The 25,908-nt window shown below is 72.8% G+C and carries 25 protein-coding genes; 8 read left to right on the top strand and 17 right to left on the bottom strand.

Annotation, left to right across the window (positions count from 1 at the left end):
* Positions 1 to 14 precede the first annotated feature (14 nt).
* Genes ACWC24_RS08855 through ACWC24_RS08840 form a run of 4 tightly spaced genes read left to right on the top strand, consistent with a single transcriptional unit; the run spans position 15 to position 4,246 of the window.
* Positions 15 to 2,630: an ATP-binding protein gene (locus ACWC24_RS08855; protein ID WP_450662120.1), complete on the top strand. Its 2,616-nt coding sequence runs from the start codon at positions 15 to 17 to the stop codon at positions 2,628 to 2,630.
* A complete protein-coding gene (locus tag ACWC24_RS08850; RefSeq protein WP_450662119.1) occupies positions 2,627 to 3,103 on the top strand; it encodes a roadblock/LC7 domain-containing protein in 477 nt (158 codons plus the stop codon). The genes ACWC24_RS08855 and ACWC24_RS08850 overlap by 4 nt, the downstream gene beginning before the upstream one ends.
* Positions 3,104 to 3,141: 38 nt before the next feature.
* Complete coding sequence (locus ACWC24_RS08845; RefSeq protein ID WP_450662118.1) at positions 3,142 to 3,654, top strand: DUF742 domain-containing protein; 513 nt, start codon at positions 3,142 to 3,144, stop codon at positions 3,652 to 3,654.
* Positions 3,641 to 4,246 carry a GTP-binding protein gene (locus ACWC24_RS08840; protein WP_450662117.1) on the top strand — a complete coding sequence of 202 codons (606 nt, stop codon included), beginning with the start codon at positions 3,641 to 3,643 and terminating at the stop codon, positions 4,244 to 4,246. The genes ACWC24_RS08845 and ACWC24_RS08840 overlap by 14 nt, the downstream gene beginning before the upstream one ends.
* A gap of 54 nt (positions 4,247 to 4,300) precedes the next feature.
* On the opposite strand, the gene ACWC24_RS08835 is transcribed toward ACWC24_RS08840, so the two are convergent.
* The 6 genes from ACWC24_RS08835 to ACWC24_RS08810 all read right to left on the bottom strand — a co-directional run bounded on the left by ACWC24_RS08835 (position 4,301) and on the right by ACWC24_RS08810 (position 9,474).
* Positions 4,301 to 4,969 carry an ABC transporter permease gene (locus tag ACWC24_RS08835; protein ID WP_450662116.1) on the bottom strand — a complete coding sequence of 223 codons (669 nt, stop codon included), beginning with the start codon at positions 4,967 to 4,969 and terminating at the stop codon, positions 4,301 to 4,303.
* A complete protein-coding gene (locus tag ACWC24_RS08830; RefSeq protein WP_450662115.1) occupies positions 4,966 to 5,619 on the bottom strand; it encodes an ABC transporter permease in 654 nt (217 codons plus the stop codon). The genes ACWC24_RS08835 and ACWC24_RS08830 overlap by 4 nt, the downstream gene beginning before the upstream one ends.
* Positions 5,616 to 6,782 carry an ABC transporter ATP-binding protein gene (locus ACWC24_RS08825; protein WP_450662114.1) on the bottom strand — a complete coding sequence of 389 codons (1,167 nt, stop codon included), beginning with the start codon at positions 6,780 to 6,782 and terminating at the stop codon, positions 5,616 to 5,618. Before ACWC24_RS08825 ends, ACWC24_RS08830 begins: the two co-directional genes overlap by 4 nt.
* Before the next feature lie 83 nt (positions 6,783 to 6,865).
* Positions 6,866 to 7,678, bottom strand: a complete 813-nt coding sequence (locus ACWC24_RS08820) for an FAD:protein FMN transferase (RefSeq protein ID WP_450662113.1) — start codon at positions 7,676 to 7,678, stop codon at positions 6,866 to 6,868.
* Position 7,679: 1 nt separating this feature from the next.
* The gene (locus ACWC24_RS08815; protein WP_450662112.1) at positions 7,680 to 8,090 is read right to left on the bottom strand and encodes an FMN-binding protein; all 411 of its coding nucleotides are present in this window, start codon (positions 8,088 to 8,090) and stop codon (positions 7,680 to 7,682) included.
* A 46-nt stretch (positions 8,091 to 8,136) separates the two neighbouring features.
* Positions 8,137 to 9,474: a ferredoxin reductase family protein gene (locus tag ACWC24_RS08810; protein ID WP_450662111.1), complete on the bottom strand. Its 1,338-nt coding sequence runs from the start codon at positions 9,472 to 9,474 to the stop codon at positions 8,137 to 8,139.
* Positions 9,475 to 9,625: 151 nt separating this feature from the next.
* Here ACWC24_RS08810 and ACWC24_RS08805 point away from each other — a divergent pair, with 151 nt between their 5' ends.
* From ACWC24_RS08805 to ACWC24_RS08795, 3 genes are all read left to right on the top strand, one after another.
* Positions 9,626 to 10,315: a response regulator transcription factor gene (locus ACWC24_RS08805; RefSeq protein WP_450662110.1), complete on the top strand. Its 690-nt coding sequence runs from the start codon at positions 9,626 to 9,628 to the stop codon at positions 10,313 to 10,315.
* Positions 10,312 to 11,760: a sensor histidine kinase gene (locus tag ACWC24_RS08800; RefSeq protein ID WP_450662109.1), complete on the top strand. Its 1,449-nt coding sequence runs from the start codon at positions 10,312 to 10,314 to the stop codon at positions 11,758 to 11,760. Before ACWC24_RS08805 ends, ACWC24_RS08800 begins: the two co-directional genes overlap by 4 nt.
* A gap of 135 nt (positions 11,761 to 11,895) precedes the next feature.
* Positions 11,896 to 12,966 (top strand): lysylphosphatidylglycerol synthase transmembrane domain-containing protein, encoded by a 1,071-nt coding sequence (locus ACWC24_RS08795; RefSeq protein ID WP_450662108.1) that lies wholly within the window; start codon positions 11,896 to 11,898, stop codon positions 12,964 to 12,966.
* A 46-nt stretch (positions 12,967 to 13,012) separates the two neighbouring features.
* On the opposite strand, the gene ACWC24_RS08790 is transcribed toward ACWC24_RS08795, so the two are convergent.
* The 5 genes from ACWC24_RS08790 to ACWC24_RS08770 all read right to left on the bottom strand — a co-directional run bounded on the left by ACWC24_RS08790 (position 13,013) and on the right by ACWC24_RS08770 (position 20,046).
* Positions 13,013 to 14,716 (bottom strand): RICIN domain-containing protein, encoded by a 1,704-nt coding sequence (locus ACWC24_RS08790; protein WP_450662107.1) that lies wholly within the window; start codon positions 14,714 to 14,716, stop codon positions 13,013 to 13,015.
* A gap of 152 nt (positions 14,717 to 14,868) precedes the next feature.
* Positions 14,869 to 15,690, bottom strand: a complete 822-nt coding sequence (locus ACWC24_RS08785) for a carbohydrate ABC transporter permease (protein ID WP_450662106.1) — start codon at positions 15,688 to 15,690, stop codon at positions 14,869 to 14,871.
* The gene (locus ACWC24_RS08780; protein ID WP_450662105.1) at positions 15,687 to 16,664 is read right to left on the bottom strand and encodes a carbohydrate ABC transporter permease; all 978 of its coding nucleotides are present in this window, start codon (positions 16,662 to 16,664) and stop codon (positions 15,687 to 15,689) included. The genes ACWC24_RS08785 and ACWC24_RS08780 overlap by 4 nt, the downstream gene beginning before the upstream one ends.
* Before the next feature lie 91 nt (positions 16,665 to 16,755).
* Positions 16,756 to 18,006, bottom strand: a complete 1,251-nt coding sequence (locus tag ACWC24_RS08775; RefSeq protein WP_450662104.1) for a sugar ABC transporter substrate-binding protein — start codon at positions 18,004 to 18,006, stop codon at positions 16,756 to 16,758.
* Positions 18,007 to 18,102: 96 nt separating this feature from the next.
* Positions 18,103 to 20,046 carry a glycoside hydrolase family 127 protein gene (locus ACWC24_RS08770; protein ID WP_450662103.1) on the bottom strand — a complete coding sequence of 648 codons (1,944 nt, stop codon included), beginning with the start codon at positions 20,044 to 20,046 and terminating at the stop codon, positions 18,103 to 18,105.
* A 330-nt stretch (positions 20,047 to 20,376) separates the two neighbouring features.
* On the opposite strand from ACWC24_RS08770, the gene ACWC24_RS08765 reads away from it, so the two are divergent.
* Positions 20,377 to 21,399: a LacI family DNA-binding transcriptional regulator gene (locus tag ACWC24_RS08765; protein WP_450662102.1), complete on the top strand. Its 1,023-nt coding sequence runs from the start codon at positions 20,377 to 20,379 to the stop codon at positions 21,397 to 21,399.
* A gap of 68 nt (positions 21,400 to 21,467) precedes the next feature.
* On the opposite strand, the gene ACWC24_RS08760 is transcribed toward ACWC24_RS08765, so the two are convergent.
* The 6 genes from ACWC24_RS08760 to ACWC24_RS08735 form a co-directional block, all read right to left on the bottom strand.
* On the bottom strand, positions 21,468 to 21,941 hold the full coding sequence (locus tag ACWC24_RS08760) for a hypothetical protein (RefSeq protein ID WP_450662101.1): 474 nt from the start codon (positions 21,939 to 21,941) through the stop codon (positions 21,468 to 21,470).
* Positions 21,942 to 21,949: 8 nt separating this feature from the next.
* Complete coding sequence (locus ACWC24_RS08755) at positions 21,950 to 22,276, bottom strand: plasmid mobilization protein (RefSeq protein WP_450662100.1); 327 nt, start codon at positions 22,274 to 22,276, stop codon at positions 21,950 to 21,952.
* Positions 22,277 to 22,471: 195 nt separating this feature from the next.
* Complete coding sequence (gene msrB, locus ACWC24_RS08750) at positions 22,472 to 22,879, bottom strand: peptide-methionine (R)-S-oxide reductase MsrB (protein ID WP_450662099.1); 408 nt, start codon at positions 22,877 to 22,879, stop codon at positions 22,472 to 22,474.
* A gap of 25 nt (positions 22,880 to 22,904) precedes the next feature.
* Positions 22,905 to 24,299: a UDP-N-acetylmuramate--L-alanine ligase gene (murC, locus tag ACWC24_RS08745; RefSeq protein ID WP_450662098.1), complete on the bottom strand. Its 1,395-nt coding sequence runs from the start codon at positions 24,297 to 24,299 to the stop codon at positions 22,905 to 22,907.
* A gap of 75 nt (positions 24,300 to 24,374) precedes the next feature.
* Positions 24,375 to 24,830, bottom strand: a complete 456-nt coding sequence (locus ACWC24_RS08740) for an indole-3-glycerol phosphate synthase (RefSeq protein ID WP_152895143.1) — start codon at positions 24,828 to 24,830, stop codon at positions 24,375 to 24,377.
* A gap of 200 nt (positions 24,831 to 25,030) precedes the next feature.
* The gene (locus ACWC24_RS08735; protein WP_450662097.1) at positions 25,031 to 25,882 is read right to left on the bottom strand and encodes a pyrimidine reductase family protein; all 852 of its coding nucleotides are present in this window, start codon (positions 25,880 to 25,882) and stop codon (positions 25,031 to 25,033) included.
* Between the last annotated feature and the right edge of the window lie 26 nt (positions 25,883 to 25,908).

Raw genomic sequence — 25,908 nt, 5'->3', positions numbered from 1 at the left:
GTGAAGGAGGCCCGGTGTCCACGAATCAGGTGGACGCGCCCTCCCCCAGGCTCTCGGCTCCGTCCGAGCAGGGGGGATCCCCACGGTCGGCACCACCGGCCCCGCCCGGACGCGGGAACGTTCGGGACTTCGCCGACCGGTGGCCCTTCAGGCGCAAACTCAACATTCTCGTCGGCGTTCCGCTCACCGTGGTCGCCGTCCTGCTCGGCTACCTCATCAGCGAGCAGCTGCGGGAGTCCTCCGGCGCCGCGTCGGCGGCCCAGCTGGTCCGCGACAGCACGCAGGTCGCGCAACTCGTCGGCCGGGTGCAGGCCGAGCACCAGCAGGCCATCCTGCTGTCCGTACGGCACCAGGCGGCCTACGACGGCGGCACGCCCTCGTCCGAGGCCTACCGCATGGCGCAGCTGGCCGTGGACACCCAGATCGAGAAGGTGCGCGACACCTTCGGCGACCGGCTGCCGGCCGCCGAGGCACAGGCCCTGCGCGAGGTCGAGGGTCTGGAGAACCTGCGGAACACCATCGAGCAGGGCTATCTGCCCGCCGACAACATCGACCCGGCGTACGCGGGCGCCGCCGAGGGCCTCATCAACGGCCTCGGCCTGGACCGCGACGCCGACCTGGCCGCCACCTTCACCGGCACCCTGCTCGACTCGCTGCTGCGCGCCGACGCGGCGCACGGCGCCTTCGAGACCGGGGTGCTCTCGGCGCGCACCGGTGACACCAACGCGCTCATCGAGTTCACGGGGGCGGTCGGCTCCTACGAGCTGTACACCTACCAGGCCGAACGGTTCGCGCAGTTCGCCTCCGAGGAACAGGCCGACGAGCTCGCCGGCATCGAGCACACGCCCGCGCAGGCCGCCATCATCCGGCACTACGCCGAACTCCAGATCGACCCCAGCGCGCTCCAGGCCGAGACCACCGCGCAGATCCGCGCGGCGCTGAAGGACTCGATCGACTCCTACCCGGGCTACCTGCAGCAGGCCCAGGAGCGGCTGAAGATCACCACCTCGCTGATCGACCAGATCGCCGACCGGGCCGACGACGCCTCCACCGACGCCCAGTGGCGCGCCGGTCTGCTGCTGAGCCTGGCGCTGATCGGGTTCGCCGCCTGGATCGCCTTCTCCGCCGCGGTCCGCCGCTCCGTCATCCGCCCGGTGCAGGCGCTCACCGGGGCCGCGCAGGAGGTCGCCGACGCGGCCGGCCGGGAACTCGCCCGCGTGGCGGACGACGACGCCGAGGCCGAGGACCCGCCGCTGCTGCGTGCGATGCCCGTCACCGCCCACGACGAGATCGGCGAGCTGGCCGAGGTCTTCAACCGGGTGCAGACCACCGCGGTCGCGCTGCTGGAACGTCAGGTGCTCAGCCGCCGCAACGTGGCCGAGATGTTCGGCAACATGGGCCGCCGGGTCAGCAACCTCACCACCCGGCAGCTCGCGCTGATCGACTCCGTCGAGCGCGGCGAGACCGACCCGGCGCTCCTCGAGCACCTCTACTCCATCGACCACATCGCGGTCCGGCTGCGCCGCAACGCGGACAGCCTGATGCTGCTGGCCGGCATCCGCGAGACCGTGCTGGCCTCCGGACCCACCGCCCTCGCCAACGTCGTACGGGCCGCGCTCGGCCAGATCGAGGACTTCCACCGGGTCGAGGTGCACGCCGGGACCACGGTCATGGTGGAGCCGGACCTGGTCGGCGACCTGACCCTGATGGTCGCCGAACTCCTCGAGAACGCCGTGTCGTTCTCGCCCGCGGGCAGTCCGGTGGAGGTGACCGTGCGCTCCGGCGACACCGGCGCGACGATCACGGTCGCCGACCACGGTCTGGGCATGAGCGCCGAACGGCTCGCCGAGGAGAACGGCCGCCTGATCCGTCGCGAGCGGCTGGACCTGGTACCGACGAAGGTGCTCGGCCTCTTCGTGGTGGGCACGCTGGCCCGTCGCTGGGAGGTCGGGGTCGACCTGTCCCGCACCCGGGGCGGCGGTGTGACGGCCGAGGTGACGATCCCGTCGTCGCTGCTGCTGACGATGAGCGCGGTGGCCTCCGGCGGCCCGGCCGGTACGGCCCACGCCGTCTCCGTCTCCGTCTCCGGTACGGCCCACGCCGACGCCCCCGCGGCTTCGGCCGCCACCCCCGCGGCTTCGGCCGCCACCCCCGCGGCTTCGGCCGCCGCCTCCGGGCCCAGGCCGTCGCCCTCCGCCGTACCGTCGGCGGGACGACCGGCCGACGAGCACCCCGGTGCCCTCCCCCGCCGCGTCCCACGGTCCGGGCAGGACCCGGCGGACGCTCCGGGGACGGGCGCCGCGGACCGGCCGGCTCCGCTCGTTCCCGCCCCCCGCGCCGAGGCCGGGGCCCCGGCTCGCGATGCCGACGGCACCGGCGGGGCCCGGCCGCTGCGTCGCCGGGTGCGCGGCGCCACCCTGCGTACCACCGTGGACGCCGGACAGCAGTCCGCGCGGCAGACCGCCGTGCCGGACGACGCCGACGCCGTCCGCTCCGCGCTGGAGGAGTTCGAGGCGGGCGTGGAACGCGCCCACCAGGACACCGCCTCTCATCGTCTGCCGGCCGAGCCGGTCCCGACCACTCTCCACCCGCACGACCCGAACCACCTCCCGGAAGGAGCCGAGCAGTGAGTACGTCGACAGGTGACACCCCGTCGGGCGAGTCCGCGCCGACCGATCTGCAGGCCGCCGCAGCCGACTTCACCTGGCTGCTCAATCGTTTCGCCACAGAGACCGCAGGTGTGGTCGACGCGATCGCGGTGTCCTCCGACGGGCTGCTCATCGCCGTGTCCGAACTGCGCGAGCACGCCGACTCCGAGCGTCTCGCGGCGATCGTCTCCGGCATCACCAGCCTGGCCGCGGGCGCCTCGGGCAACTACGGTCTGGGCGGCCTGAACAAGGTCATCATCGATCTCGAGGGCGGCCATGTGCTGGTCTCCGCGATCGGCAGCGGCGCGGTGCTCGGCGTGGTCACCGACAAGGAGGCCAAGCTGGGCAACATCGCCTACGAGATGACGGTGTTCGCCAACCGGGCGGGCGCCGCGCTCAGCCCCCAGCTCGTGCTCGAACTCAAGAACAGCGTCGGCGCGGCGTCCCGGCGCTGACCGGCCGCCGCCGGTCGCGAGAGAAAAGAGAGCTGCCCATGGCGGACGGCGCCGCACCACCTCCGGAGCCGGAACCGGTCGCGGAGCCTGACCCCGTCGCGGCCCCGGAGCCGGCTCCGGTCGCCGATCCGGGTCCGGACCCGGTTCCGGACCCGGTTCCGGTCGGACCCGCCTCCGCCGTGCGGCCGTTCCTGGTCACCGCCGGCCGGGTGGCGGGCTCGGGAGAGGCCGAGCCCGGACGGACGATGCCCGTCGAGACGCAGCTGGTGGCCACGGTCGCCGGACTGGACGGGCTCGACCGGCTCTCCTTCGAGCGGCGCGACATCGTCGCCGCCTGCCGGCAGCCGCAGTCCATCGCGGAGATCGCGGCCAGGCTGCGGCTGCACCTGAACGTGGTGCGGGTTCTCGCCGAGGACCTGCGCCGCGCCGGGCAGCTGAGCGTGCAGGTGCCGGACGCGGGCCTCACCCACGGCGCGTCCGTCCTGCGCAGGGTTATCGAAGGCCTGCGGGCCATCCCCGACTCCCGAGGAATACTCCGTGACACCGACTGAACCGCTCACCCGGGGCGCGGCCGCGCAGCGCACCGTACGGCCGCCGCTGCCGGTGAAGATGGTGATCGCGGGCGGCTTCGGCGTGGGCAAGACCACCGCCGTCGGCTCGATCTCCGAGATCGAGCCGCTGACCACCGAGGCCGCCATCACCGAGGTCGCGGCCGGGGTGGACGACCTCAGCCACACCCCGCGGAAGACCACGACCACGGTCGCGATGGACTTCGGCTGCATCACCATCGACCCCACCCTGAAGCTGTACCTGTTCGGCACCCCCGGGCAGGAGCGGTTCGGGTTCATGTGGGACGACATCGTCGAGGGCGCGGTCGGCGCGCTGGTCATCGTCGACACCCGCCGTCTGGACGACTGCTACGCGGCCGTGGACTACTTCGAGCACAAGGGCATCCCCTTCGCGGTGGCGGTCAACGCCTTCGACGGGAAGGTGGAGCACTCGCTGGACGAGGTCCGCTGGGCCCTCGACATCGCCGACGGCACCCCGTTGTCGGTGTTCGACGCCCGTGAACGGGGCTCGGTGCGGGACGCGCTCCTCGTCGTGCTGGAACTCGCGCTGGCCCGCACCGAGGACGCCGCGTAGAACCTGTCCGGCCCGGCGTGGGACGCGCCGGGCCCACGCTGGGCCCGGCGCCCGTCAGGTGCCGCGCCGGACTCCCGGCGACACGGTGAGCCTGGCCACCGCCCAGAACGCCGCGAGGGTGACCAGGGCCAGCGCGGCCACCAGGGTGGCGCCGCCGACGACCTTCTCGTAGTTGCGCTGGTAGAGGCCGTCGATGATGTACCGGCCGAGCCCGCCGAGACCGACGTACGCGGCGATGGTGGCCGTCGAGACGATCTGGACGGCCGCCGAACGCAGACCGCCGAGGATCAGGGTGAGGGCGACCGGCAGTTCCACCTGGAACAGGATCCGCGGCTCGGGCATGCCCATGCCCCGGGCCGCGTCCACCGGGGCGGGGTCGACGGAGCGGACCGCCTCGTAGGTGGTGACCAGGATCGGCGGGACGGCGAGGACCACCAGCGGGATCATCACGGGCCCCAGGCCGAAGCCGAGCCAGGTGACCACCAGCACCAGCAGGCCGAAGGTGGGCAGGGCCCGGCCCGCGGTGGCGAGCAGGGCGAGGGCGTTGCCGCCCCGGCCGTAGTGCCCGGTGACCAGGCCGACCGGCAGTCCGATCGCGGCGGCGAGGGCGAGCGCCTCCAGGGAGTACCGGACGTGTTCGAGGACCCGGGTGGGGATGCCGTCGTAGCCGTGCCAGTGGGAGCCGTCGCCGAAGAAGGCGTGGACGAACTGGAGCAGGTTCACCGGGCCGTGCTCTCCTTCGGCATCCAGGGGGTCAGCAGCAGCCGTACGGCCACCAGTGCCGCGTCGGCCAGGATCGCCAGCACGGCCGTCGTCGCCACGGAGTTCACCGCGAGCTCCGGGCGGTTGTAGATCTGGGCGTCGTGCAGCAGGTTGCCCAGCGCGCCCTGGTTGCCGATCAGCATGCCGACGCTGACCAGGCTGATGCTGGAGACGGTGGCCACCCGCAGGCCCGCGATGATCGCGGGCACGGCGATGGGCAACTGCACCTGGACGTAACGGCGTACGGGTCCGAAGCCCATGGCGGTGGCGGCGGCCAGGGTCTCCGGCGGCACCGACCGCACGCCCTCGACGATCGCCGGCACGAGCACCACCATGCTGTACACGGCGAGCGGGATCATCACCGTGGTCTCGCTCTGGCCGGTGTAGTCGATCAGGACGACGAAGAAGGCCAGCGAGGGGACCGCGTACAGCACGGTGGTCACGCCCAGAACGGGTGCGTACAGCCAGCGGAGGCGGACGCAGAGCTGGGCGACGGGCAGCGAGACGACCAGCCCGACCAGGACCGGCACGAGCGCCTCGCGCAGATGCAGGCCGATCAGGCCCGCATAGGTGTGCTGGAGGTCGCTGGGGATGTCGAAGAAGCCGCTCACCGGACGGCCCGCGCGTCTTCGGCGCCGCGGTCCGGGGCGGGCGCGCCGGCGCCGCGGTCCAGGGCGTGCGCGCTGCGGATCGCCTCGCCGACGGCCTGCTGCGACACCACTCCCACGACCCGTCCGGTGCCGTCCACGCCGACCGCCCATCCGGTGGGCGACAGCACGGCTCCGTCGAGGGCGGCCCGCAGCGAGTCCTTCCCGTGCACGAACGGCCGCCCGTGGGGCAGCAGTCGGCCCGGTTCGATCTCCCCCGCCGCGAGGTCCTTCGGGTCGCCCCAGCCGAGGGGTCTGCCGTCCAGGTCCGTGACGAGGAGGAAGGGGGCGCCGGAGGCCGAGCCGCGCGCGGCGATCGTCCCGGCGTCGGTGTCCAGGGCGACGACCGGAGCCGTCTGCAACTCCAGTCCGCCGGACGGGAAGAAGGACAGCCGCCGGATGCCCCGGTCGGAGCCGAGGAAGTCCTCGACGAACGCGTCGGCGGGGTCGGAGAGCAGCTTCGCGGGCGGGGCGTACTGGGCGAGGTGACCGCCGGTGCGCAGCACGGCGACCATCGTGCCGAGCTTGACCGCCTCGTCGATGTCGTGTGTCACGAAGACGATGGTCTTGCCCAGTTCCGCCTGGACCCGCAGGAGTTCGTCCTGGAGTCCCTTGCGCACGATGGGGTCGACGGCGGAGAACGGCTCGTCCATCAGCAGCACCGGCGGATCGGCGGCGAGCGCCCGGGCCACCCCGACGCGCTGCTGCTGGCCGCCGGAGAGCTGGTAGGGGTAGCGCTTGGCGAGCGAGGCGTCGAGTCCGACCCGTTCCATCAGCTCGCGGGCCCGGGCACGGGCCCGGTCCCTGCCCCAGCCGAGCAGCCGCGGCACGGTGGCGATGTTGTCGACGATCGTGCGGTGCTGGAAGAGACCGGCGTTCTGGATGACGTAACCCATGGAGCGGCGCAGGGTGTTGACCGGCTGCTGCCGGATGTCGACCCCGTCGAGGAGGATGGTGCCCTCGCTCGGCTCGACCATCCGGTTGATCATGCGCAGGGTGGTGGTCTTGCCGCAGCCCGAGGGACCGACGAGGACGGTGATCGAGCCGTCCGGGATGTCCAACGAGAGCCGGTCGACCGCGACCGTGCCGTCCGGGTACCGCTTGGTGACTGAATCTATCCGTATCAAAACGCCGAATACCCTTCGGGTTTGGCAGGAATTGCCCTTACTTCGGCCGCGGGTCGTCGTTGCCTGGCCGATGCGGGAAGAGTCTAGTCCGGGTTTGTTACGGCATTCCGGCCTGCGACGCTCGGACTTGAGCCACTTCGGCCTGCGCCACTCCCGTCGCCTGCGTCCTGTGGGGCCGCGGCCACCGGAAGTCCCGGGGTGCGCAGGACCCGTCGCCGGGCGTCCACCGCGTACACCTCGCAACCCGCCCGCGCGGCGGCCCACTCGACGCCCTCCTCGCCCATCGCGAAGGCGGCGGTGGCCACCGCGTCCGCCTCCGTCAGCGTCGGGGCCACGACGGTCACGCTGAGCAGAGCGGTCGCCGGAAGGCCCGTACGGCCGTCGAGGATGTGGTCGCCGCGCTCGTAGCGGGCGGACGTGGCCACCGCGCCGTCGGTGACCTCCAGGACGGCGCAGAGCCGGTCGGCGATCTCGGGGTGCCGTACGCCGACCCGCCACGGCCCGCCGGCCGTCACCACGTCTCCCCCGGCGTTCAGGCAGAACCGGCCGAGTCCCGCGTCCCGGAGCAGCCCGGCCGCCCGCTGCACCGACCAGCCCTTCACCACCGCGCAGGGGTCGAGGCCCCGGCCGGGCAGCCGCACGTCGAACGCGCCCCGGGTCGCCACCCGGTACTCCTCGCACAGGCCGAGCACCTCGGCGAGGTCGGGGCTCACCTCGTCGGCGGACAGCTCGCCCCGGTCGAGCCGGGAGACCTCGCTGTCCGCCCTGAAGGGGCTGAACCGCTCGTCGACCTCGCGCAGCCGGCCGAACAGCGCGTCCGTGACGCCGTCGGGGACGTACGGATCGTCGATCCGCAGCGAGACCGGGAACCCCATGACGTGTTCGACGCGCCGCACGTCAGGCGCCCTCGGCGTCGAGGGCGGCCTGGAGCGACTCCCGGTAGCCGTCGCTCGTGATCGTGGCGCCGGACACCGTGTCGACGTCCGCGCTCTGCGCCTGGAGCGTCTCCGCGATCAGCTTGGGCACGGCGGCCGCCGTCTGCGGGTGGTCCGGCTGCCGGAGCATCCGCACGGAGGCGATCCGGTCGCCCTCGAACGTCACCTCCACCTGCACGTCACCCTTGTCGGTGTGCACCGTCGAACCCGCGACGGCCTTCCCCGAGCCGCCCGAGGACGCCGAGGAGGAGCCCGGCGCCGCCGCGGGCGCCGCGGCCTCGGCCGACGACGACGTCCCGCCGGACGGTTCGTAGCGCCACACCGGGACGAGGCCCGCGACGCTCAGGACCAGAACAGGTATCGCTCGTTTCACGGTCTTTCCCTCTTTCCTTTCCCTCTTCCCGTTTCCCCGGCCCTCGTCATCCCGCCAGGCTGAACCGCTCGAAGTGGATCTGCGGTCCGGGCACGTCCAGCGCCCGCAGGGAGGCGAGCACCGCGTTCATCATGGGCGGCGGTCCGCACAGGAAGACGTCCCGGTCGGCGATGTCCGGCACCAGCCGGGCCAGTTCGGCAGGGGCGAGCCTGTCGGGGCTGACCGGACCGGTCACCAGGTGCAGTTCGGCGCCCTTGACCCGGGCCAGCTCGCGCAGCTCGTCGTACAGGACCGCGTCCCGGTCGGTGGCGACGCGGTAGACGACGACGGCGTGACCGTGCAGTTCCTCCAGGAGCGCCCTGATCGGGGTGACGCCGACACCGCCCGCGATGAGCACGGACTCGGGCCGGGTGCGGTGCAGGGCGGTGAAGGCGCCGTAGGGGCCCTCGGCGAAGACGCGCGTGCCGACCTTCAGGTGCCGCAGCGCGGCGGTGCCGTCGCCCGCCGTCTTGGCGGTGAGGCGCAGCGAACGGCCGTCCGGGGCGGCCGACAGGGAGAACGGGTTGGCCTGCCACCAGCGGTCCTTGGTGAGGAACCGCCACAGGAAGAACTGGCCGGCCCGGGCGGGCAGCCGGTCCAGGTCGCGTCCGGTGATGTGGATGGAGACGACCGTGTCCGACTCGAGGACGACGGCCGACACCCGGAGCCGGTGCCGCTGGTTGCGCCACAGCGGCAGCACGGCCCGGCCGACGGCGACCGAGCCGAGGGCCAGGCCCCACACCGTGTACCAGTAGGTCTTCGCGGCGGCGGACGCGGTGAACGTCGTACCGACCGCGACCTGGTGGGTGAAGGCCAGGACGACGGCCACGTAGGTGTACAGGTGGATGAAGTGCCAGGTCTCGTACGCCAGCCGGCGCCGGGCGTACCGGGCCGAGGCGGCGCCCACGACGAGGACGATCGCGAGGGCGACGACGGCCCGCAGCACGCCCTCGGCGGTCTCGGCGAGGTCGACCACCTGGCTCACCGGGTCCATGCCGGAGGAGTCGGCGTAGCCGAAGGCGATGAACACGACGTGCGCGAGCAGGGTCCACAGGATGCCGAAGCCGGTCCAGCGGTGCCAGGAGGTCAGCCGGTCCATGCCGATCCGGCGGTCGAGCCAGGGCAGGCGGGCCACCAGCAGCAGCTGGAACGCCATCAGCAGCGCGCCGTACAGGCCGGCCAGCCGGCCCAGCACGATCAGGGCGTTCGAGGCGAAGCCCGCCTGGGTGAAGAACCAGGCGACCACGGCCGCGTTCGCGGCCAGCACCGCGTACAGGCCGGTGCGCGCCACCACCCTGGGGCGCAGGCCCGTGGGGGGCGCGGGAGGCGATTGGACGGTCGTCACGGGCGGGAGCTCCTTGATCGGGGCCGGGGTGTCCGAGCTTGTCCGCGCGGAGCTGTCATTTTGCTGTCGTTCATCTTTCAAGTGGTTATCGAAGTGGTCTCGCCGGTGCCCCCGCCCCGGCGGCCGGGACCGAGTGAAGCACTATGAGCGGGTGGAAAAGGTACGACTTCTCGTCGTGGACGACGACCCGCCGATCGCCGACCTGGTGGCGACGGTCGCCCGTTACGAGGGCTGGGAGGCGGTCACCGCGCACTCGGGCGAGGAGGCGCTGAGCCGGGCCGCCGAGTTCCATCCGGACATCGTGGTGCTCGACCTGATGCTGCCCGACGTGGACGGCTTCGGTGTCCTGGACCGGCTGCGCGGCTCGGGGACCATGGTGCCTGTGGTGTTCCTCACCGCCCGCGACACGGTCGCCGACCGGGTGGCTGGGCTGACCCGGGGCGGCGACGACTACCTGGTCAAGCCGTTCGCGGTGGAGGAGCTGATGGCCCGGCTGCGCACCGTGCTGCGGCGCAGCACCGGGCCCGGGTTCCGGCGGTCGGTGCTGCGGGTGGCGGACCTGACGATGGACGAGGACACCCGTGAGGTGCGGCGCGACGGCCTGCTGCTGACCCTCACGCCGACCGAGTACGAGGTGCTGCGCTATCTGATGCGCAAGTCGCCGACCGTCATGACCAAGGCGCAGATCCTCGACCACGTGTGGGAGTACGGCTTCGGCGGCCGCTCCAACGTCGTGGAGCTGGTGGTCAGCCGGCTGCGCCGCAAGCTGGACGCCACGGGCGATCCGCTGATCCACACCGTGCGCGGGTTCGGGTACGTGGTCCGGCAGGCGACGCAGTGAGCACGGCGCTCGGACGGTTCCGGCACACCTATCGCAGGCTGCGCCTGGGCACCCGGCTGGCGCTCGGTCTGGGCGCGCTGTCGCTGGGGGTGTTCGCCGTCGTCGGCACCGCGCTGACCATGTACATGCGCGAGTACCTGGACCACCAGCTCACCGCGCAGCTCAAGCTGGTGCAGGTCGTGCAGTCCAAGGACGCCGCCGCGCACGGCACGGTGACCCGCCAGCCGTACTACGGCTGGTACACGGCGGTGTACGACGTGACGGGGACCTCGGCGGTGCTGCGCACCCCGGCCGAGGTGCCGTCCGACAGCCGCGCGCTGACGGCCCTGGCCGAGCTCAGGGCGAACACCGCGCACGAGCTCCAGCGCACCGTGCGGATCGACGGGGCGGGCACCTACCGGCTGCGGGCCTGCGCGGTGCAGCCGGGGGTGGTCCTGGTGACGGCCGCGCCCACGGCCGGGATCGACGCCACCGTGCGACAGCTGATCACCGTGCAGGTCGTGGCGTTCGCCCTCGCGCTGCTCACGCTGGTGGTGGCCGGGCGGGCGCTGCTGCGGCGCGGACTGCGGCCGCTGAGCGAGATGGCGCACACCGCGCACGGCATCGCCTCGCACAACCTGACCGGGTCGGCGGCCCGGCTGCCGCTGCGCGCGGACGCCCCGGGCGGCGGCCCGGAGGTGGAGGAGCTGCGCGTCGCGTTCAACACGATGCTGGAGCACATCGACGCCTCCCTCGCGGTGCGCGCGCGGGCCGAGCAGCGGCTGCGCCGCTTCGTCGCGGACGCCTCGCACGAGCTGCGCACCCCGCTGATGTCGGTACGGGGCTACGCGGACCTCTTCCAGTACGCGGCCGCCAACGCCCCCGAGGAACGGGACCGGCACCTGGCCCGGCTGCGGGCCGAGGCCGCCCGCATGGGTTTCCTGCTGGACGACCTGTTGCTGCTCGCGCGGCTGGACGCCGAGGAGGTGGAGACGCCGCTGCGGATGCGGGACGCCGACCTGGTGGAGCTGGTCGGGGAGGCGGCCGACGCGTTCCGCGCGAGCCACCCGGAACATCCGCTGACCGTGACGGCCGGGCCGGCGCCGGTACGGCTGCGACTGGACCCGCAGCGGGTCCGGCAGGTGCTGGACAACCTGCTCACCAACGCCGCCGTGCACACCCCGGACGGCACTCCGGTGTCCCTCGTCCTGCACGTCACCGCCGACCGGGCGGTCGTACGGATCACCGACACCGGCCCCGGGATACCGGTCGCCGACCGCGACCGGGTTTTCGACCGCTTCTACCGGGTGGACAAGGCCCGCAGCCGGGACCGCGGCGGCAGCGGCCTCGGCCTGTCGGTCGCCGGATCGCTGGTGCGCGCGCACGGCGGCACCATCGAGCTGGGCGACGAGCCCGACACCACGGTGTTCACGGTCGCCCTCCCCCTCACGCCCGGCAGCGGCTGACCCCAGGGCGTGTTCCGGGGGTCCGGGGGTCCGGGCCGGCCGGTCTGGGTGCCGGCGCGGCCGCGACGCCCGCTCGCCCACGCTCCGTCGGTTGCCGGACACCCTCGCGTCACACCGGACGGGGACGTTGCCGTCGTGTCCCTCCTGCCGCTCGACGACTCCCGGGGGCCGCTCCCCGCCCCCGCTCCCGTCCCCGTCGCTCCCTCCTGCACCCCGTCCACCACCGCGCTCTCCCCGCCCGCGCCTGCCGCCTCCCCCGTCCGCTCCCCGGCGGCCGCCGGGCTGGTGCACCGGGCGGTGGTCCTGCTCCCGGTCCTGCTGATCGGGGTGTGGGCGGCGGTCGACTGGCCCTCCGTGCGCGGGGGTACCGCCCGGCTGGCCTCGGCCGACCCCTGGTGGCTGCTGCTCGCCGTCCTCCTCACCTGCCTGGGCTGGGTGGCCGCCGCCGTCGTACGGCAGGGCTCCATCCCGGACCGGCTGCCGGCGGGGCTGCTGATCGCCTCCCAGTTCGCCGCCGGAGCCGCCAACCACGTACTCCCGGCCAGTGTCGGCGCGCACGCCGTCACCCTGCGCTTCTACCGGAGCCAGGGCATCCCCCTCGCCCGCGCGACCGCCTCCATCGCCCTGTACTCGCTGGCCAGGCCGATCGCGAAGATCCCGGTCCTGCTCGTGTTCGTGCTGGCCTTCCCGGACATGCTGGAGCTCGGCGCGCTGGTCCCGGACGACGGGACGCTGCTGCTGATCACGGCCTGCCTGGTGGCCGGTCCGGCGGCGGCCGCGCTGCTGGTGATCCTGGTGCGTCCGCTGCGCCGGCCGGTCCTCGCCCTCGTACGGACCGCGTCGTCCGACGCGCGCGTGCTGCACACCCGGCCCGGCCGGGTGCTGGCCCTGTGGGGCGGCTCGGCCGCCACACCGGTGCTCCAGGGGTGCGTGATCGCCGCGGTCGGCGCCTCGCTGGGGCTGCCGCTGTCCTGGGCCCAGGTGGTGTTCGCGTTCCTGGCGGCGGGCACCGCGGCGGGGGCCGTACCCGCGCCGGGCGGCATCGGGCCCGTGGACGCGGCGCTGGTGCTGGCCATGACCGCGTTCGGCGCACCGCTGGACCTGGCCGCGGCGACCGTCATCGGCTACCGCGTCCTGACCGTGTGGGTGCCGCTGCTACCGGGCGCGCTGGTGCTCTCGGCGCTCGTGCAGCGCAAGGTGCTGTGAGCCCCGGCGCCCGGGCCGTGCGTCCCGGGCGCCGGGGCGGGGCGGGTCAGCGTGCGGTGAGTTTCCACAGGTGGTCGGCGGTGCCGTTGTCGCTCCACTGGAGGACCCGGGCACCGGAGGCGGTGCTCATGCCGTCGACGCCGAGCAGCAGACCGCTGTTGTAGTTCGCGATCTTGTAGTAGCCGCCGTCGGCCGGGACGAGCTGCCAGAGGTGGTCGGCGGTGCCGTTGTCACCCCAGATCAGGGCCGTGCCGCCGTCGCCGGTACTCGCGTTGGTGATGCCGAGCAGCAGCCCGCTCGCCTGGTTGACGATCCGATAGAGCCCCGAACCCGCCGCCACCAGCGTCCAGTTCTGGTCGGTCCCGGTGGTCGACGCCGCCTGGACGACGGCCGTGCCCTGGGCCGTACCGGCGTTCAGGGTGTCCAGGGCGAGCCCGCTGTTCTTGTTGGTGATCTGGTAGCGGCCTGCCAGCGAGGTGGAGGTGCCGCTGGGCGTGACGACCAGGTGGTAGCCGTCGGAGGCGTTCATGGCGACGGGCACGGTGATCGAGCCGTTGTTCACGGTGTAGTCGGTTTCGGAGACCGTGAAGGGGGCCGAGACGGCCGTCGTACGGCCCTTGGAAGGCGTGTACTCCAGCTTCACGTGGACCGTGCCGCCGAACGCGGACAGGGAGCCGAGCCCGTTGACGGTCACGGCCGTGGCTCCGGTGCCGCCGCCGAAGACGACACTGATCTGCCTGCCGTCGCCGGTGAGCGAGGCGGCACCGTCGATCCCGGTCTGCGCCGGGGGCGTGGTGGTGAGCATCGTCCCGGACATGTCGCCGTACCACTTGTACAGCCAGTACGAGCCGTTGGGCGATCCCCCGGTGTCGGTCAGGGTGTCGCCGAGCGTGCCGTAGTGGTTCCAGAAGGCGAGCTCCGCGTCCCGGACGCCGGCGCGCTCGAACTTGGCGACGTAGCCGACCAGTGCCCCGGGCACACCGACCTCGGTCGGGGTGCCGTACTCCTCGATGGAGACGGGCCGTGGACTGATGCCGAGGCTGCTCTCCAGCGCGCGGTAGGCGGAGACATGGGCGGCGATGTCCTGGCTGCCCTGGAGTTCGTGCCAGGCGACGACGTCCGGCACGGTGCCCGACGCCTTGGCGTCGGTGAGGAACGTGCTCATCCAGCTCTGGTTCCAGGCCGAGTAACTCGGCCCCTGGATGGGTGTGGTGCCGCCCTTGGCCCGCACCTCCTTGTACGTCCGGGACCAACCGGCGTCGAAGGCACCGGCATTGGCGGTGTCCCAGGTCCAGTCGGGCTCGTTCCACAGCTCGTACGCGCTGATGTTGCCGGCACCGGACGCCTTGACGGAGGCCACCTGGGTGTCGACGGCGGTCAGCCAGTCGCTCCAGCTCACCCACTTGTACGGGAAGTTCGGATACCAGTCGGGCATCCTGACGACCACCTTGGCACCCGCCCTGGCCGCCTTGGCGGCGACGGCCAGGGAGTCCCCGGCTGGTGTGGGCTCGCCGTTGGGCAACTGCTTTCCACCGGGGGCCATCTGGACGAAGGTGTTCGGCTTCAGCGGCTGGACGAGACTGTCGGCGGGGGTGTTCGCGTCGGCGAGGCCGTAGAGGCTGCCGGTGGCGACATGGGTGACGGAGCGCAGGGTCTGGGCCGCGTTGACGACCAGCGTGGTGGAGGCGGTGGGGGCCGCCTGGACGGGAGCGCCGGTCAGGACGGTCGCGGCGGCGGCCAGCGCCGTCACCGTGGCGACTGAAGCGGCGGCGGACCGGCCTAACGGCCTTCTGCGGGCGGTGGTTGGGGATGCCGGAGCGGACATGGGTGGCGGCTCTCCTCACGGAAGGGGGGCGGAAGGGAGGTGGAGCGGGGGGAGCGGCGGTACGGCTGACGTCCCGGTCAGTCCTTGACCGCGCCCGCGGTGACCCCGGCGGCGACGTACCGCTGCGCGAGGACGAGAAGGACGGCGGCGGGTACGGACGCGACGACGGCGGTGGCCATGATCGCGTTCCATTCCTGGTTGTTGTTGCCGATGTAGTGGTAGATGCCGAGGGTGATCGGGCGCAGGTCGCCGCCGCCGTCGAGGGTGTTGGCGAAGACGAAGTCGGACCAGGCCCACAGGAAGCCGAACAGCGAGACGGTGACCACGGCGTTGCGGCTCACCGGCAGCACGACGGACCAGAAGACGCGCAGCGCGCCCGCGCCGTCGATCCGGGCGGCGGCGGTGAGTTCGTCGGGGATGCCCGACATGAACGCCGCGAAGATCATGACGCCGAAGGGCACGGAGATGGTGGAGTCCGCGACGATCAGGCCCCACCAGGAGTTCAGCAGCCCGGCGTTGAGGAAGATCCCGTAGAAGCCCATCGCCATGACGATGCCCGGGATCATCTGCGCGATCAGCAGGGCCAGGCTCAGCAGGCCGCCGCCGCGCGGACGCAGCTTCGCCAGCGAGTAACCGGCCGGGGCGGCCAGGACGAGGGTGAGGGCGACCGTGCCGAGGCCGATGAGCAGGCTGGTGCCGAGACAGGGCAACTGGTCGCGCAGGACAGCCCGGTAGCCCTCGAAGGTGGGGTGCAGCGGGAGCAGGTCGGGCGGGGACTTGCGCATGTCCGACTGCGGGGTGAGGGACACGTTGAGCATCCAGTACACCGGGAACAGCATGAGCGCGGTGAGCAGGACGCCGATGACGGTGTGCCGGTGGGAGCCGGTGCGGGAGGTCACGTCTCCTGCCTCCTCTGGACGCGGATGTACAGCAGACCGAAGACGAGCGCGATCAGGACGAGGATGTTGCCGACGGCGGCGCCGGGGCCGAACTGCGGCAGCAGGGTGCCGAATCCGAGCTGGTACGACCAGGTGGCCAGGGTGGACGAGGAGTCGCCCGGGCCGCCCTTGGTCATGATCCAGATCAGGTCGAACACCTTGAGCGTGTAGACCAGGCCCAGCAGCAGGGTGATCGCCGAGACCGGGCGCAGCAGGGGGAAGGTGATGCTCCGGAACTGCCGGGTGCCGCTCGCCCCGTCCAGCGCGGCGGCCTCGTACAGCTCCCGGGGGATGTTCTGGAGTCCGCTGTGCAGGATGACCAGGTTGAACGGGATGCCGATCCAGACGTTGGCGATGATCACCGAGATGAGTGCCCGGTCCGGCGAGGTCAGCCAGTCGACGGGCGGCAGGCCGACCAGGTGGAGGGCGTAGTTGACCACGCCCGACTCGCTGTTGAGCATCCATGACCAGGTGGACGCCGACACGATCAGCGGCAGCAGCCACGGGACCAGGAACAGCGCCCGCAGGGTGCCGGCGAGGCGGAAGTGCCGGTCGAAGAAGACCGCGAGGGCCAGCCCGGCCGTGTACTGGAGGGCGATGGACACGAAGGTGAAGACCATGGTGTGGCGCAGCGCGGGTCCGAAGGCCGGATCGTCCAGCACCCGGGCGAAGTTGTCCCAGCCCGAGAACGGGGCGTCGCCCGCGACGAAGGACCGGACCGTGTAGTGCCGCAGGCTCAGGTCGAGGTTGCGGTAGAGCGGGTAGAGGTAGAAGGCGACGAGGTAGACGACGAGCGGGGCGACGAAGGCCGACGCGGTCAGCCGGCTCCGGCGGCGCCCGCGGCGGGCCGCCCCGTCGCGTCGGCCGGCGGCGCCCGTCGCCCCGGCTCCGGCCGGTGACCGCCCCGGCAGGCGGTCGGCTCGGGCGATGGTCATACGAACTCCTGGATGCGGGTGCTGCTTGCCTGCTGCTTGCCTGTCGGCGGCTCGGCCGCCGAGCCGGTTCCGGACCGGTGTCGGCCCTCGGTCAGCCCTTGGCGTTCCCGGCCGCCGTCTGCGCGGTGGCGAGGGCGGCCTTCGGGCTGCTGCCGCCGGACAGCGCCGACTGCACCGCGGTCCACAGGGGCTGCGAGATGGTGGGGTACCTGGTGCCGAGGCCGCCGCTGGTTCGGCCGCGGGCGGCGGCCACGGCCTCGACCCACGGCCGGAGCTTCGGGTTCGCCGCGACCTGCCGGCTCTGCACGGCGGCGGTGGGGGCCACGTACGTCAGCGCGGTGTCGCTGGCCAGCAGGTTCTCCGAGCTGGTCAGACAGGTGACGATCTTCTCGCTGACGTCGTAGCGGGCGGTGTCCTGCTGCACGGGCACGGTGACGAACTCGCCGCCCGTCGGCACCGGCGCCGCACCGCCGTGCTGTCCGGGGATGCCGACGACCCCGTACTCGAATCCGGCCTTCTCGGCGTTGGCCAGCTGCCAGGTGCCGTTCTCGGCGAAGGCGTACTCGCCGGTGGCGAACTCCTGCCAGCTGGTGGTCTGGGTGTTCTGGAGCACGTCCTTGGGCGCGTAGCCGGCGTCGACCCACTGCTTCCACAGCGTCAGCGCGGCGACCGCCTGTGCGGAATCGAGGTCCTTGAGGTCGGCACCGGCGCCCCAGAACCACGGCAGGAACTGGAAGCTGCCTTCCTCCGTGTTGATCGCGGAGAAGGTGATGCCCTTCTTGCCGGCCGCGGCGACCTTCTTCAGGGCGGCCGTCAGCGACGCCCAGTCCTTGACGGAGGCGGGGTCGACACCCGCGGCGGTCAGGATCTTCTTGTTGTAGTAGATCGCCAGGGTGTTGGCGCCGATCGGCACCCCGTAGGAGGCGCCGTCAAGGGTGCCCGCGCCGATGATGTTCTGCTGCATCGCGGACGTGTCCAACCCGAGGTCGCTCGTCTTGTTGAGGATCCCGGCCTCCACCAGCGTGGAGACGACCGGGTTGTCCACGAGCATCACGTCGGGGGCGTTGCCCTGCTGGGCGGCGAGCAGCGCCTTGTTGCCCAGGTCCGTGGTGTCGTATCCGGTGCGCTTGACGGTCACTCCGGCCTCGGTGCCGCACCGGGCGACGCGCTTTCCCCAGTCCGAGGAGGCGTCGAACTGCGGGTACGGGTCCCAGAACGTGTACGTCGCCGAGTCGGCGGAGGAGCCGGAGGAGCCCGAGCCGCCGCCCCCGCAGGCGGAGACGGGGACCAGGGTGCCGACGGCGGCGAGGCAGGCGAGGAGGGTGCGGCGGGTGCTTCTCATTGCGGTGACCTCGTTGTCGTGGATGCGGGAGGAGAGCGGGACGGGACGGGCTTCAAAAGGCAGGCGCGGGAAGCGGGTCGGGGAGGACGGGTGGGTTCAGGAGGTCGGCAGCCAGACGCGCATGCTGCCGTCCCGCCGGTTGGCCCAGGCGTAGTACGGGATCGCGGTCAGCTCGACGGGGTCGCCCGCCGGACGCCCGGCGCCGGCCGCCGCCGCCGCGGGCAGGTACGGCCACCAGCCGGTGTCCTGGAGCGGTCGGCGGTGTCCGGCGGCCACCACCGTGGTGACACCGCCGAGCAGGTCGGGGCGGTGCTTCACGGCGAGCGGACGGGTCGGGTCGAGGACGATGTCGTCCAGGCCGCCACCCGCGTGGTCCACCTGCTCCAGGCAGTACACGAGCGGCCCGCGTTCCACCGCGACGCAGCCGCGTACGGCGTCCACGCGCGGATCGGCCGCGGTGAGGCGGGGTTCCAGAACCAGTTCCAGGACGACCCGGTCGCCCGGGGCCCAGGTCCCGGTCAGCCGCAGCCAGCCGTCCGTGACCGGGGCGTCCGTCCGGTCGTACGTCCGGGACCCGTGCCGCACGCGGTACTCGCCGCACCACTGCGGGATGCGCAGCGACAGGGTCCAGGGCCGGTCCCGCGGGGTTTCCTCCACCGTCAGGGAGATCACGCCGTGCCAGGGGTAGTCGGTCTCGGCGGCCACGGTGACGGGCGTGCCGTCGAGGTCGCCGCGGTAGCGGCCGGTGACGTACTGGTGGATCTGGAGGCCGTCCGCGTCGACGGACGAGAGATAGTGCCCGAGGGACGCGAGCAGCCTCATCGCGTTCGGCGGGCAGCACGCGCAGCGGAACCAGCGGGTGCGGCGGGCCGACTGGTCGCCGCCGGGGTCGGTGTGCCCGTCGCGGACCTGGAGCGGATTGACGTACAGCCAGCTCTCGCCGTCCAGCGAGACGCCCGCCAGGAAGCCGTTGTAGAGGGTGCGTTCGATCAGGTCGCCGTAGCGGCTCTCGCCGGTGAGCAGGGCCAGGCGCCAGCTCCACTGGACGGAGGCGATGGCGGCGCAGGTCTCGCAGTAGGCGCGTTCGGTGGGCAGTTCGAACGGGTCGCCGAAGTCCTCCTCGTCGTGGTGGGCGCCGAGCCCGCCGGTGAGGTGCGTCTTGGTGGCGGTCATGGCCCGCCACAGCCGTTCGGCGGCGGCGCGCAGTCCGGCGTCGCCGGTCTCGGTGGCCAGGTCCGTCGCCCCGGCCAGCAGATACAGCTGGCGTACGGCGTGTCCCTCGACGTCGGTCGCCTCGCGCAGCGGCACCCGGTCCTGGCAGTAGGCCTCGCCGCCGAGCAGGCCGTGGCCGTAGCGGTCGACGAAGTAACCGGCGAGGTCGAGGTAGCGGCGTTCGCCGGTCTCCCGGTACAGCTCGACCAGGGCGGTCTCCACCTCGGGGTGGCCGTCGACGCCGTCGATCGGCCGCCCGCTGCCGGGCGGGCCGAAGGTGGCGTCCAGATGGTCGGCGAACCGGCGCGCCACGGTGAGCAGTTCGTCCCGTCCGGTGGCGCGGTGGTGGGCCACCGCCGCCTGGATCAGATGGCCCGCGCAGTACAGCTCGTGCCCCCAGCGCAGATCCTGGTAGCGCTCGCCGCCCCGGCGGAGCTGGAACCAGGTGTTGAGGTAGCCGTCGGGCTGCTGGGCGTCCGCGACCAGCGCGACGATCCGGTCGGTATGGGCCGCCAGCTCCGCGGCCGGCTCCTGGGCCAGCTGCCAGGCGGCGGCCTCCAGCCACTTGTAGACGTCGGTGTCGACGAAGGGGTAGGCACCCCGGAAGTCGCCCTGCGCCGTGCCTGCCGCCAGCCGCAGGTTGTGCAGGTTCCCGGCGGACTCCAGCAGGCCGGGACCTTGGGGGATCGAGGTGCGCGCGTTGGTCTCGCGGCGGGTGTGCCAGAAGCCGGAGCGCACCTCGGCGACGGCGGGCCGCAGTGCGGTACGGGCGTCCGGGCCGAGGCGGACCGGTCCCGTCGGGAGCAGGGCGGAGCGAGTGCGGGGCATGGCTCTCCGGGAGGTGGGAGGGGATGCGGGGCGCGGGCTTCTGGAGGGCGGGCGGGGCTCTGAAGGGCGGGCTCTGGAGCACGGGCTCTGGTGGGGCTCGGTCGGGGAAGCGGGAGACACGAAGCGCGTGGGCAAATAATTGAGCAACCGTTTTCTCTCGCGCCAAAGTAGAGGGGAGCCAGGGGACGGGGGTCAAGGGCCGTGCGGGATTTTTCTCCGTACGCTCCCAGGCTGGAACTCGGCCGGGTCGGCTGTCAGGATGGATGGCGCCGATGCCGCCGCCCCGCGCGCACGGATCGGCCGTGACGTCGTACGAGAAAAGGATTGCTCGTGACCGAAGCCGCTCCGCGTTCTCCCGCCGCAGTCCGGGCCAAGCTCACCGATGTCGCCGCGCTGGCCGGGGTCAGCGTGGGCACGGCGTCGAAGGCGCTGAGCGGTGGTGGGCGGATGCGGCCCGAGACCCGGCAGCGGGTCCTGGACGCCGTGGAGGAGCTCGGGTTCCGGCCCAACCAGCTGGCGCAGAGCCTGCACACCGGCCGCAGCTGGACGGTCGGGCTGATGACCACCGACGGCATCGGCCGCTTCAGCACCCCCGTGCTGCTGGGCGCCGAGGACGCGCTCGGGGCCGGGAAGATCTCGGTGCTGCTGTGCGACACGCGCGGCGACGCGATCCGGGAGCAGCACCATCTGCGCAACCTGATGGAGCGCCGCGTCGACGGCATCATCGTCACCGGCCGCCGTACGGATCCGCGCGGGCCGCTGGCCGGGGTCGACGCCGTCCCCATCGTCTACGCGCTCTCGCCCTCCACCGACCCGGCCGACACCTCGGTGGTGTCCGACGACCGGGGCGGGGCCCGGCTCGCGATGGAGCATCTGCTGTCCACCGGCCGCACCCGGATCGCCCACCTCACGGGCCCGGAGCACCACGCGGCGGCCCGGGACCGCGCGCGGCACGCGGTCGAGCACCTGGAGCGTGCCTCGCTCGGTCTGGCGACGGGTCGGGTGCACTACGGCGAGTGGAGCGAGGCGTGGGGGCGGCGCGCCGCCGAGGCGGTCCTGCGTACGGCCCCGGACACGGACGCCTTCTTCTGCGGCAACGACCAGATCGCCCGCGGCGCGGCGGACGCACTGCGGGAACGGGGGGTGGGCGTGCCCGGTGACATCGCGGTCATCGGCTACGACAACTGGGACACCATGGCCCTGGCCTGCCGCCCGCCGCTCACCACGATCGACATGGACCTCGCCGAGATCGGCCGGATCGCCGCGCTGCGCCTGCTGGAGGCCATCGACTCCGGCCCGGCCCCGGGCGTGCACACCGTCCCGTGCCGGCTGGTCGTGCGCGAGTCCAGCTGACGGCACGCGGGGCCGGCCGATCGCAGCGGGAGGCCTGATCGCGGAGGGCGGCCGCGGCGGCCCCGTCGTCAGACGGCGACCACATGCACGTCCGGCGGAGCCAGCACCTCCAGGTACGCGCGGATGTCCTCCGGGTCACTGGTGAAGACGACCGCGCTGCCGTGTCGGGCGGCGGCGAGCGCCACCCAGGCGTCGACCGCGTCCGGCCGCTTCTTCACCGGGAGGGCCGCCTGCCCCAGCGCACTGCCGATGCGCCGCCAGTCGACCAGGTCCGGGCCCGTGGCGCAGGCCAGGCATTCCGGACGGCCCGCCTTCGTCTCCCGCATCGGCGGCTCGGACGTGCGGGCCTGCGGGACGGTGCAGTCCTTGAGCACCCCGGACAGGGAGTGCACCAGCGCCGGACGGGGTCGCCACACCTGGGCGAGAACCGGACCGAGCACCAGTGCCCGGTGCGGGGCCGTCCGCAGACCTTCATGGAGTGCGATCGCCTTCGCCTTGCCGTCGGCGAGCGCGATGAGCATGCCGGTGTCATAGACCGGCACCCGAGCGCTCACGCGGCATGCCCCGGCCGCCGCCCCTGCCGGTCCCGGCCGTGCACGAGCCCGAGCGCCTCCTCGACCTCGCGGCGCTCCTGCTCCGTCAGTGCCCCCGGCACCCCGACGGGCTCCTCCGGCAGGTCGGCCGCCTCCCGCTCCGCCCGGGCGATCAGCGCATCCACCCCGGCGAACTGCTCCTCTATGGCATCGCTCTCGGCCATCTGCCGGATCGCCGCATGCACCAGGTACGCCGAGACATCCATACCCGACCGCTCCGCGTGCTGTCTGATGCGCTCGGCCTGCGCCTGCTCCAGGCTGATGCTGATCCGGGTCTTCGCCATACGGCAACCGTATGACGCGTATTACGGAGGCGCAAGCGGCCATGTCCGGAAACCGCTTCCCGTCGCCGGATCTCGACCTGACGCACTCGGGTCCGAAGAACGCGACGACGCCCGCACGGAATTCTCCGTGTGGGCGTCAGGCGGTCCGGCGTCAGGCGGTCCGGCGTCAGCCGGTCCGGAGTCGAACGGTCGCGGTCAGCTCGCGTCCGGTGCCAGCCGCAGCGAGATGCTGTTGATGCAGTACCGCTGGTCGGTGGGCGTCGGATAGCCCTCGCCCTCGAAGACATGGCCGAGGTGCGATCCACAGCGGGCGCAGCGCACCTCCGTGCGCACCATCCCGTGCGAGCGGTCCGCGATCAGCTCGACCGCGTCGGTGTCCTTCGGGTCGAAGAAGGAGGGCCAGCCGCAGTGCGACTCGAACTTCGTCTCCGAGGTGAACAGCTCCGCACCGCACGCGCGGCAGGAGTAGACGCCCTTGGACTTGGTGTCGGTGTACTCACCGGTGAAGGCGGGCTCGGTCGCGGCCTGGCGCAGCACGGCGTATTCGGCCGGGGTCAGCTCCGCACGCCACTGCTCGTCCGGCTTTTCGACGTCGTACGACATGAAGCTCAGCCCCTCTGGTTCTCGGTCAGGCCCGCGACAGGCGGTCCAGGATCTGCGGGCCCAGGTCCGTCACGTCGCCCGCGCCCATGGTGAGAACGAGATCGCCGGGGCCGGCCATTCCCGCGACGACGCCCGGCACCCCGGCCTTGTCGTGCACCGCCGTCACGTCCGCGCCGGCCGCCCGCGCGGCCTCGATGATCAGCTCGCTGGTGACGCCCGGGATCGGGTCCTCACGGGCCGGGTAGATGTCGAGCACGACCGAGGCGTCCGCGAGGGCGAGGGCCTGGCCCATCTCCTTGCCGAGCTCCTGCGTCCGGGAGAAGAGGTGGGGCTGGAAGACCACCAGGATGCGCGCGTCGCCGACGGCGGCGCGCATCGCCTCCAGGTCGGCCGACATCTCGGTGGGGTGGTGCGCGTAGGAGTCGACGACCTGGACCCCGGCCGCCTCGCCCTTGAGCTGGAGCCGGCGCTTGACGCCGGTGTACGCGGCCAGCGCCGGGGCCAGCTCGGACACCGGGACACCCAGCGCGACGCCCGCCGCCAGCGCGGCCACCGCGTTGCTCGCGTAGTGCCGGCCGGGGACGGAGACGGCGAAGGTGACCTCCTGGCCCTCCAGCACTACCGTGACCTGGCTCTTGAGGCCCTGCGGCAGCACGGACAGGATCCGCACGTCGGCGTCCTCGGCCTCGCCGTACGTCACCACCCGCACGCCGTCCGCGGTGACCCGGCGGGTCAGCTCCCGCGCGCCCTCGTGGTCGGCCGAGACCACCAGCGTGCCGCCCTCGGTGATCCGGTCGACGAACGTCTCGAAGGACTCGTAGATCTCCTCCATCGACGCGTAGTTGGCGTGGTGGTCGAGCTCCACGTTGAGGATGATCGCGACCTCGGGCGCGTACTTGTGGAAGCTGCGGTCCGATTCGTCCGCCTCGGCGACGAAGATCTCGCCCGCGCCGTGCTCGGCGTTGGAGCCGGGGGCGTCCAGGTCGCCGCCGATGGCGTACGACGGGTCCAGGCCCAGCTCGGAGAGGGAGACCGCCAGCATCGAGGTGGTGGTCGTCTTGCCGTGCGTGCCCGCGACGGCGATCGGCCGCAGGCCGTCCATCAGCCGGGCGAGGGCGTCCGAGCGGTGGACGACGGGGATGCCCAGCGCCGCGGCGCGGGCCAGCTCCGGGTTGTCCGCGCGGATCGCCGACGAGACGACCACACAGCTGGCGTCGTCGGCGAGGTGCTCGGCGGCGTGTCCGATGTGCACGGTCGCGCCCAGCGCCCGCAGCGCCTGCGCGGTCTCCGAGTCCTTGGCGTCACTGCCCGCCACCTTCGCGCCGCGCCGGGCCAGGATCTTGGCGATGCCCGACATCCCGGCGCCGCCGATGCCGATGAAGTGCGGTCGGTCCATGGCGGTAGGAAGGCCCGGGGCCATGTGCGTCTCCCTGGAGTGGTGCGGCGAACGTGAGCCCTAAGCCTAGGGCAGGCGGACGGGCGCCCCGGGTACCCCTCACGCCTTGCTGTGCGAGAACAGCTTCAGCACCGGAACCCCCACCTTGTGCCGGGCCCTGGAGGCCCAGTCCCGGTGGAAGAACTCCTCCACGTAGTGGGGATCGGTCAGGACGATCACCTCGTCGGCCCCGATCTCGTCGACCAGGGCCTTCAGGGCGTCCAGCGGGTGGTCCTCGACCAGCCGGCCCTCGGCCTCGCAGCCGGCCGCCCGCAGGGCCGTCAGGGACACCGAGAGCGCTTGCTGCGCGGGCTCCTTCGCGGCCTCGCCCTCCGGCGTCTCGCCCTCCCGGGCGGCGTCGTCGAGGTCGCCGAGCGCGATGTCGTCGATGGCCCGCAGCAGGCGGTCCGCCTGGTCGCCGCGCGGCTGGAGCAGGACATGGAAGACGACCGCCTCCTCGCCGTGCAGCGTGGTCACGAACTCCACGTCGACGGACGTCAGGGCCTTCTCGATCATCAGCACGCTTCTGAACACCAGGCGCCTCTTCTCCTTCGAGGGCCCGGCCGGCCCTCTGTCCTCCGTGGGGCCTTGCACGGCCCTGCGGAAACCATCCTGCCCCGTGATCGCACGGGTACTGCCGGATTCAGTGTGCCCAGCCGGGAGATAAACGGAACGGCACATTCCGTCGTTTTCGGTCAGACCCGCACCGATGGCGGTCAAACCCGCCGGTACCGGCTGAACAGGAACCCGTCCTCCTCCAGCAGGGACACCAGCGCGAACCGGCTCGGCACGGTCACCGGGGGGCCGCCCGCGATGCGCTGCGCGGCACCGGCGGTGAGCATGGGGGAGACGGTCAGGCACAGCTCGTCGAGGACCCCGGCGGCCACCAGCTGGCCCAGCAGCCGCGGGCCGCCCTCGGTCAGCAGCCGGGTGTGGCCGAGCCCCGCCAGCGCCCGGACCGCGCGGGCCGGGTCCACGCCCGCGCCGTCACCGGCGATCAGCACCCGGGCGCCGGCCTTCTCCGCGGCCGCGATCCGGTCCCGGGGCGCGGCGGCGCCGGTGAGGATCAGGGTGGGAACCAGGGGCGCGGTGAACAGCGGGAGCGAGAAGTCGAGGTCCAGACGGGCGGAGACCACCGCGACGGCGGGCGCCGGGGCCTGCCCGGCGCCCGCGCGCCGCTCGGCGAACTCGGCACGCGCGCGCGCCGGACGGTACCCCTCCTGACGTACCGTTTCCGCACCCACCAGCACCACATCCGCCAGCGCCCGCAACGTGCCGAAGATCCGCATGTCGGCGGCGTTGGAGATGGGCTGCGAGCGGCCGTCGTGCTGGGCGGCCCCGTCGAGCGTGGAGACCATGTTGGCGCGCAGCCAGGGCCGGGGCCCCGCGGACGGTCCACCGGTCCCGGACGCGGCCCCGGGCGTACGCTCCGGATAGGCGTAGGCGGTGGCCAGCTCGTCGAGGCTCCACTCGCGCCCGACGCCGGCCGGACCCCCGGCGGGCGCCTCGCGCGCCTGGTCGGAGGCGGGAGCCGCTGTCTCGTCGGTCACAGGGAACAGGCGTCGCATGCCGTGCAGTCTGGCACGGAGCTTAG

This window comes from Streptomyces sp. NPDC001443, assembly GCF_053597355.1.
Note: the sequence above shows the minus strand (reverse complement) of the source record. Positions and strands in the feature narration are given on the sequence as shown.

Bases quoted from the DNA above. Each gene is read 5' to 3' on its own strand.
- ACWC24_RS08845 (WP_450662118.1), top strand. From the start codon at position 3,142: ATGGCGGACGGCGCCGCACCACCTCCGGAGCCGGAACCGGTCGCGGAG.
- ACWC24_RS08780 (WP_450662105.1), bottom strand. From the start codon at position 16,664: ATGACCATCGCCCGAGCCGACCGCCTGCCGGGGCGGTCACCGGCCGGA.
- ACWC24_RS08775 (WP_450662104.1), bottom strand. From the start codon at position 18,006: ATGAGAAGCACCCGCCGCACCCTCCTCGCCTGCCTCGCCGCCGTCGGC.
- ACWC24_RS08770 (WP_450662103.1), bottom strand. From the start codon at position 20,046: ATGCCCCGCACTCGCTCCGCCCTGCTCCCGACGGGACCGGTCCGCCTC.
- ACWC24_RS08755 (WP_450662100.1), bottom strand. From the start codon at position 22,276: ATGGCGAAGACCCGGATCAGCATCAGCCTGGAGCAGGCGCAGGCCGAG.
- msrB (WP_450662099.1), bottom strand. From the start codon at position 22,879: ATGTCGTACGACGTCGAAAAGCCGGACGAGCAGTGGCGTGCGGAGCTG.
- murC (WP_450662098.1), bottom strand. From the start codon at position 24,299: ATGGCCCCGGGCCTTCCTACCGCCATGGACCGACCGCACTTCATCGGC.
- ACWC24_RS08740 (WP_152895143.1), bottom strand. From the start codon at position 24,830: ATGATCGAGAAGGCCCTGACGTCCGTCGACGTGGAGTTCGTGACCACG.
- ACWC24_RS08735 (WP_450662097.1), bottom strand. From the start codon at position 25,882: ATGCGACGCCTGTTCCCTGTGACCGACGAGACAGCGGCTCCCGCCTCC.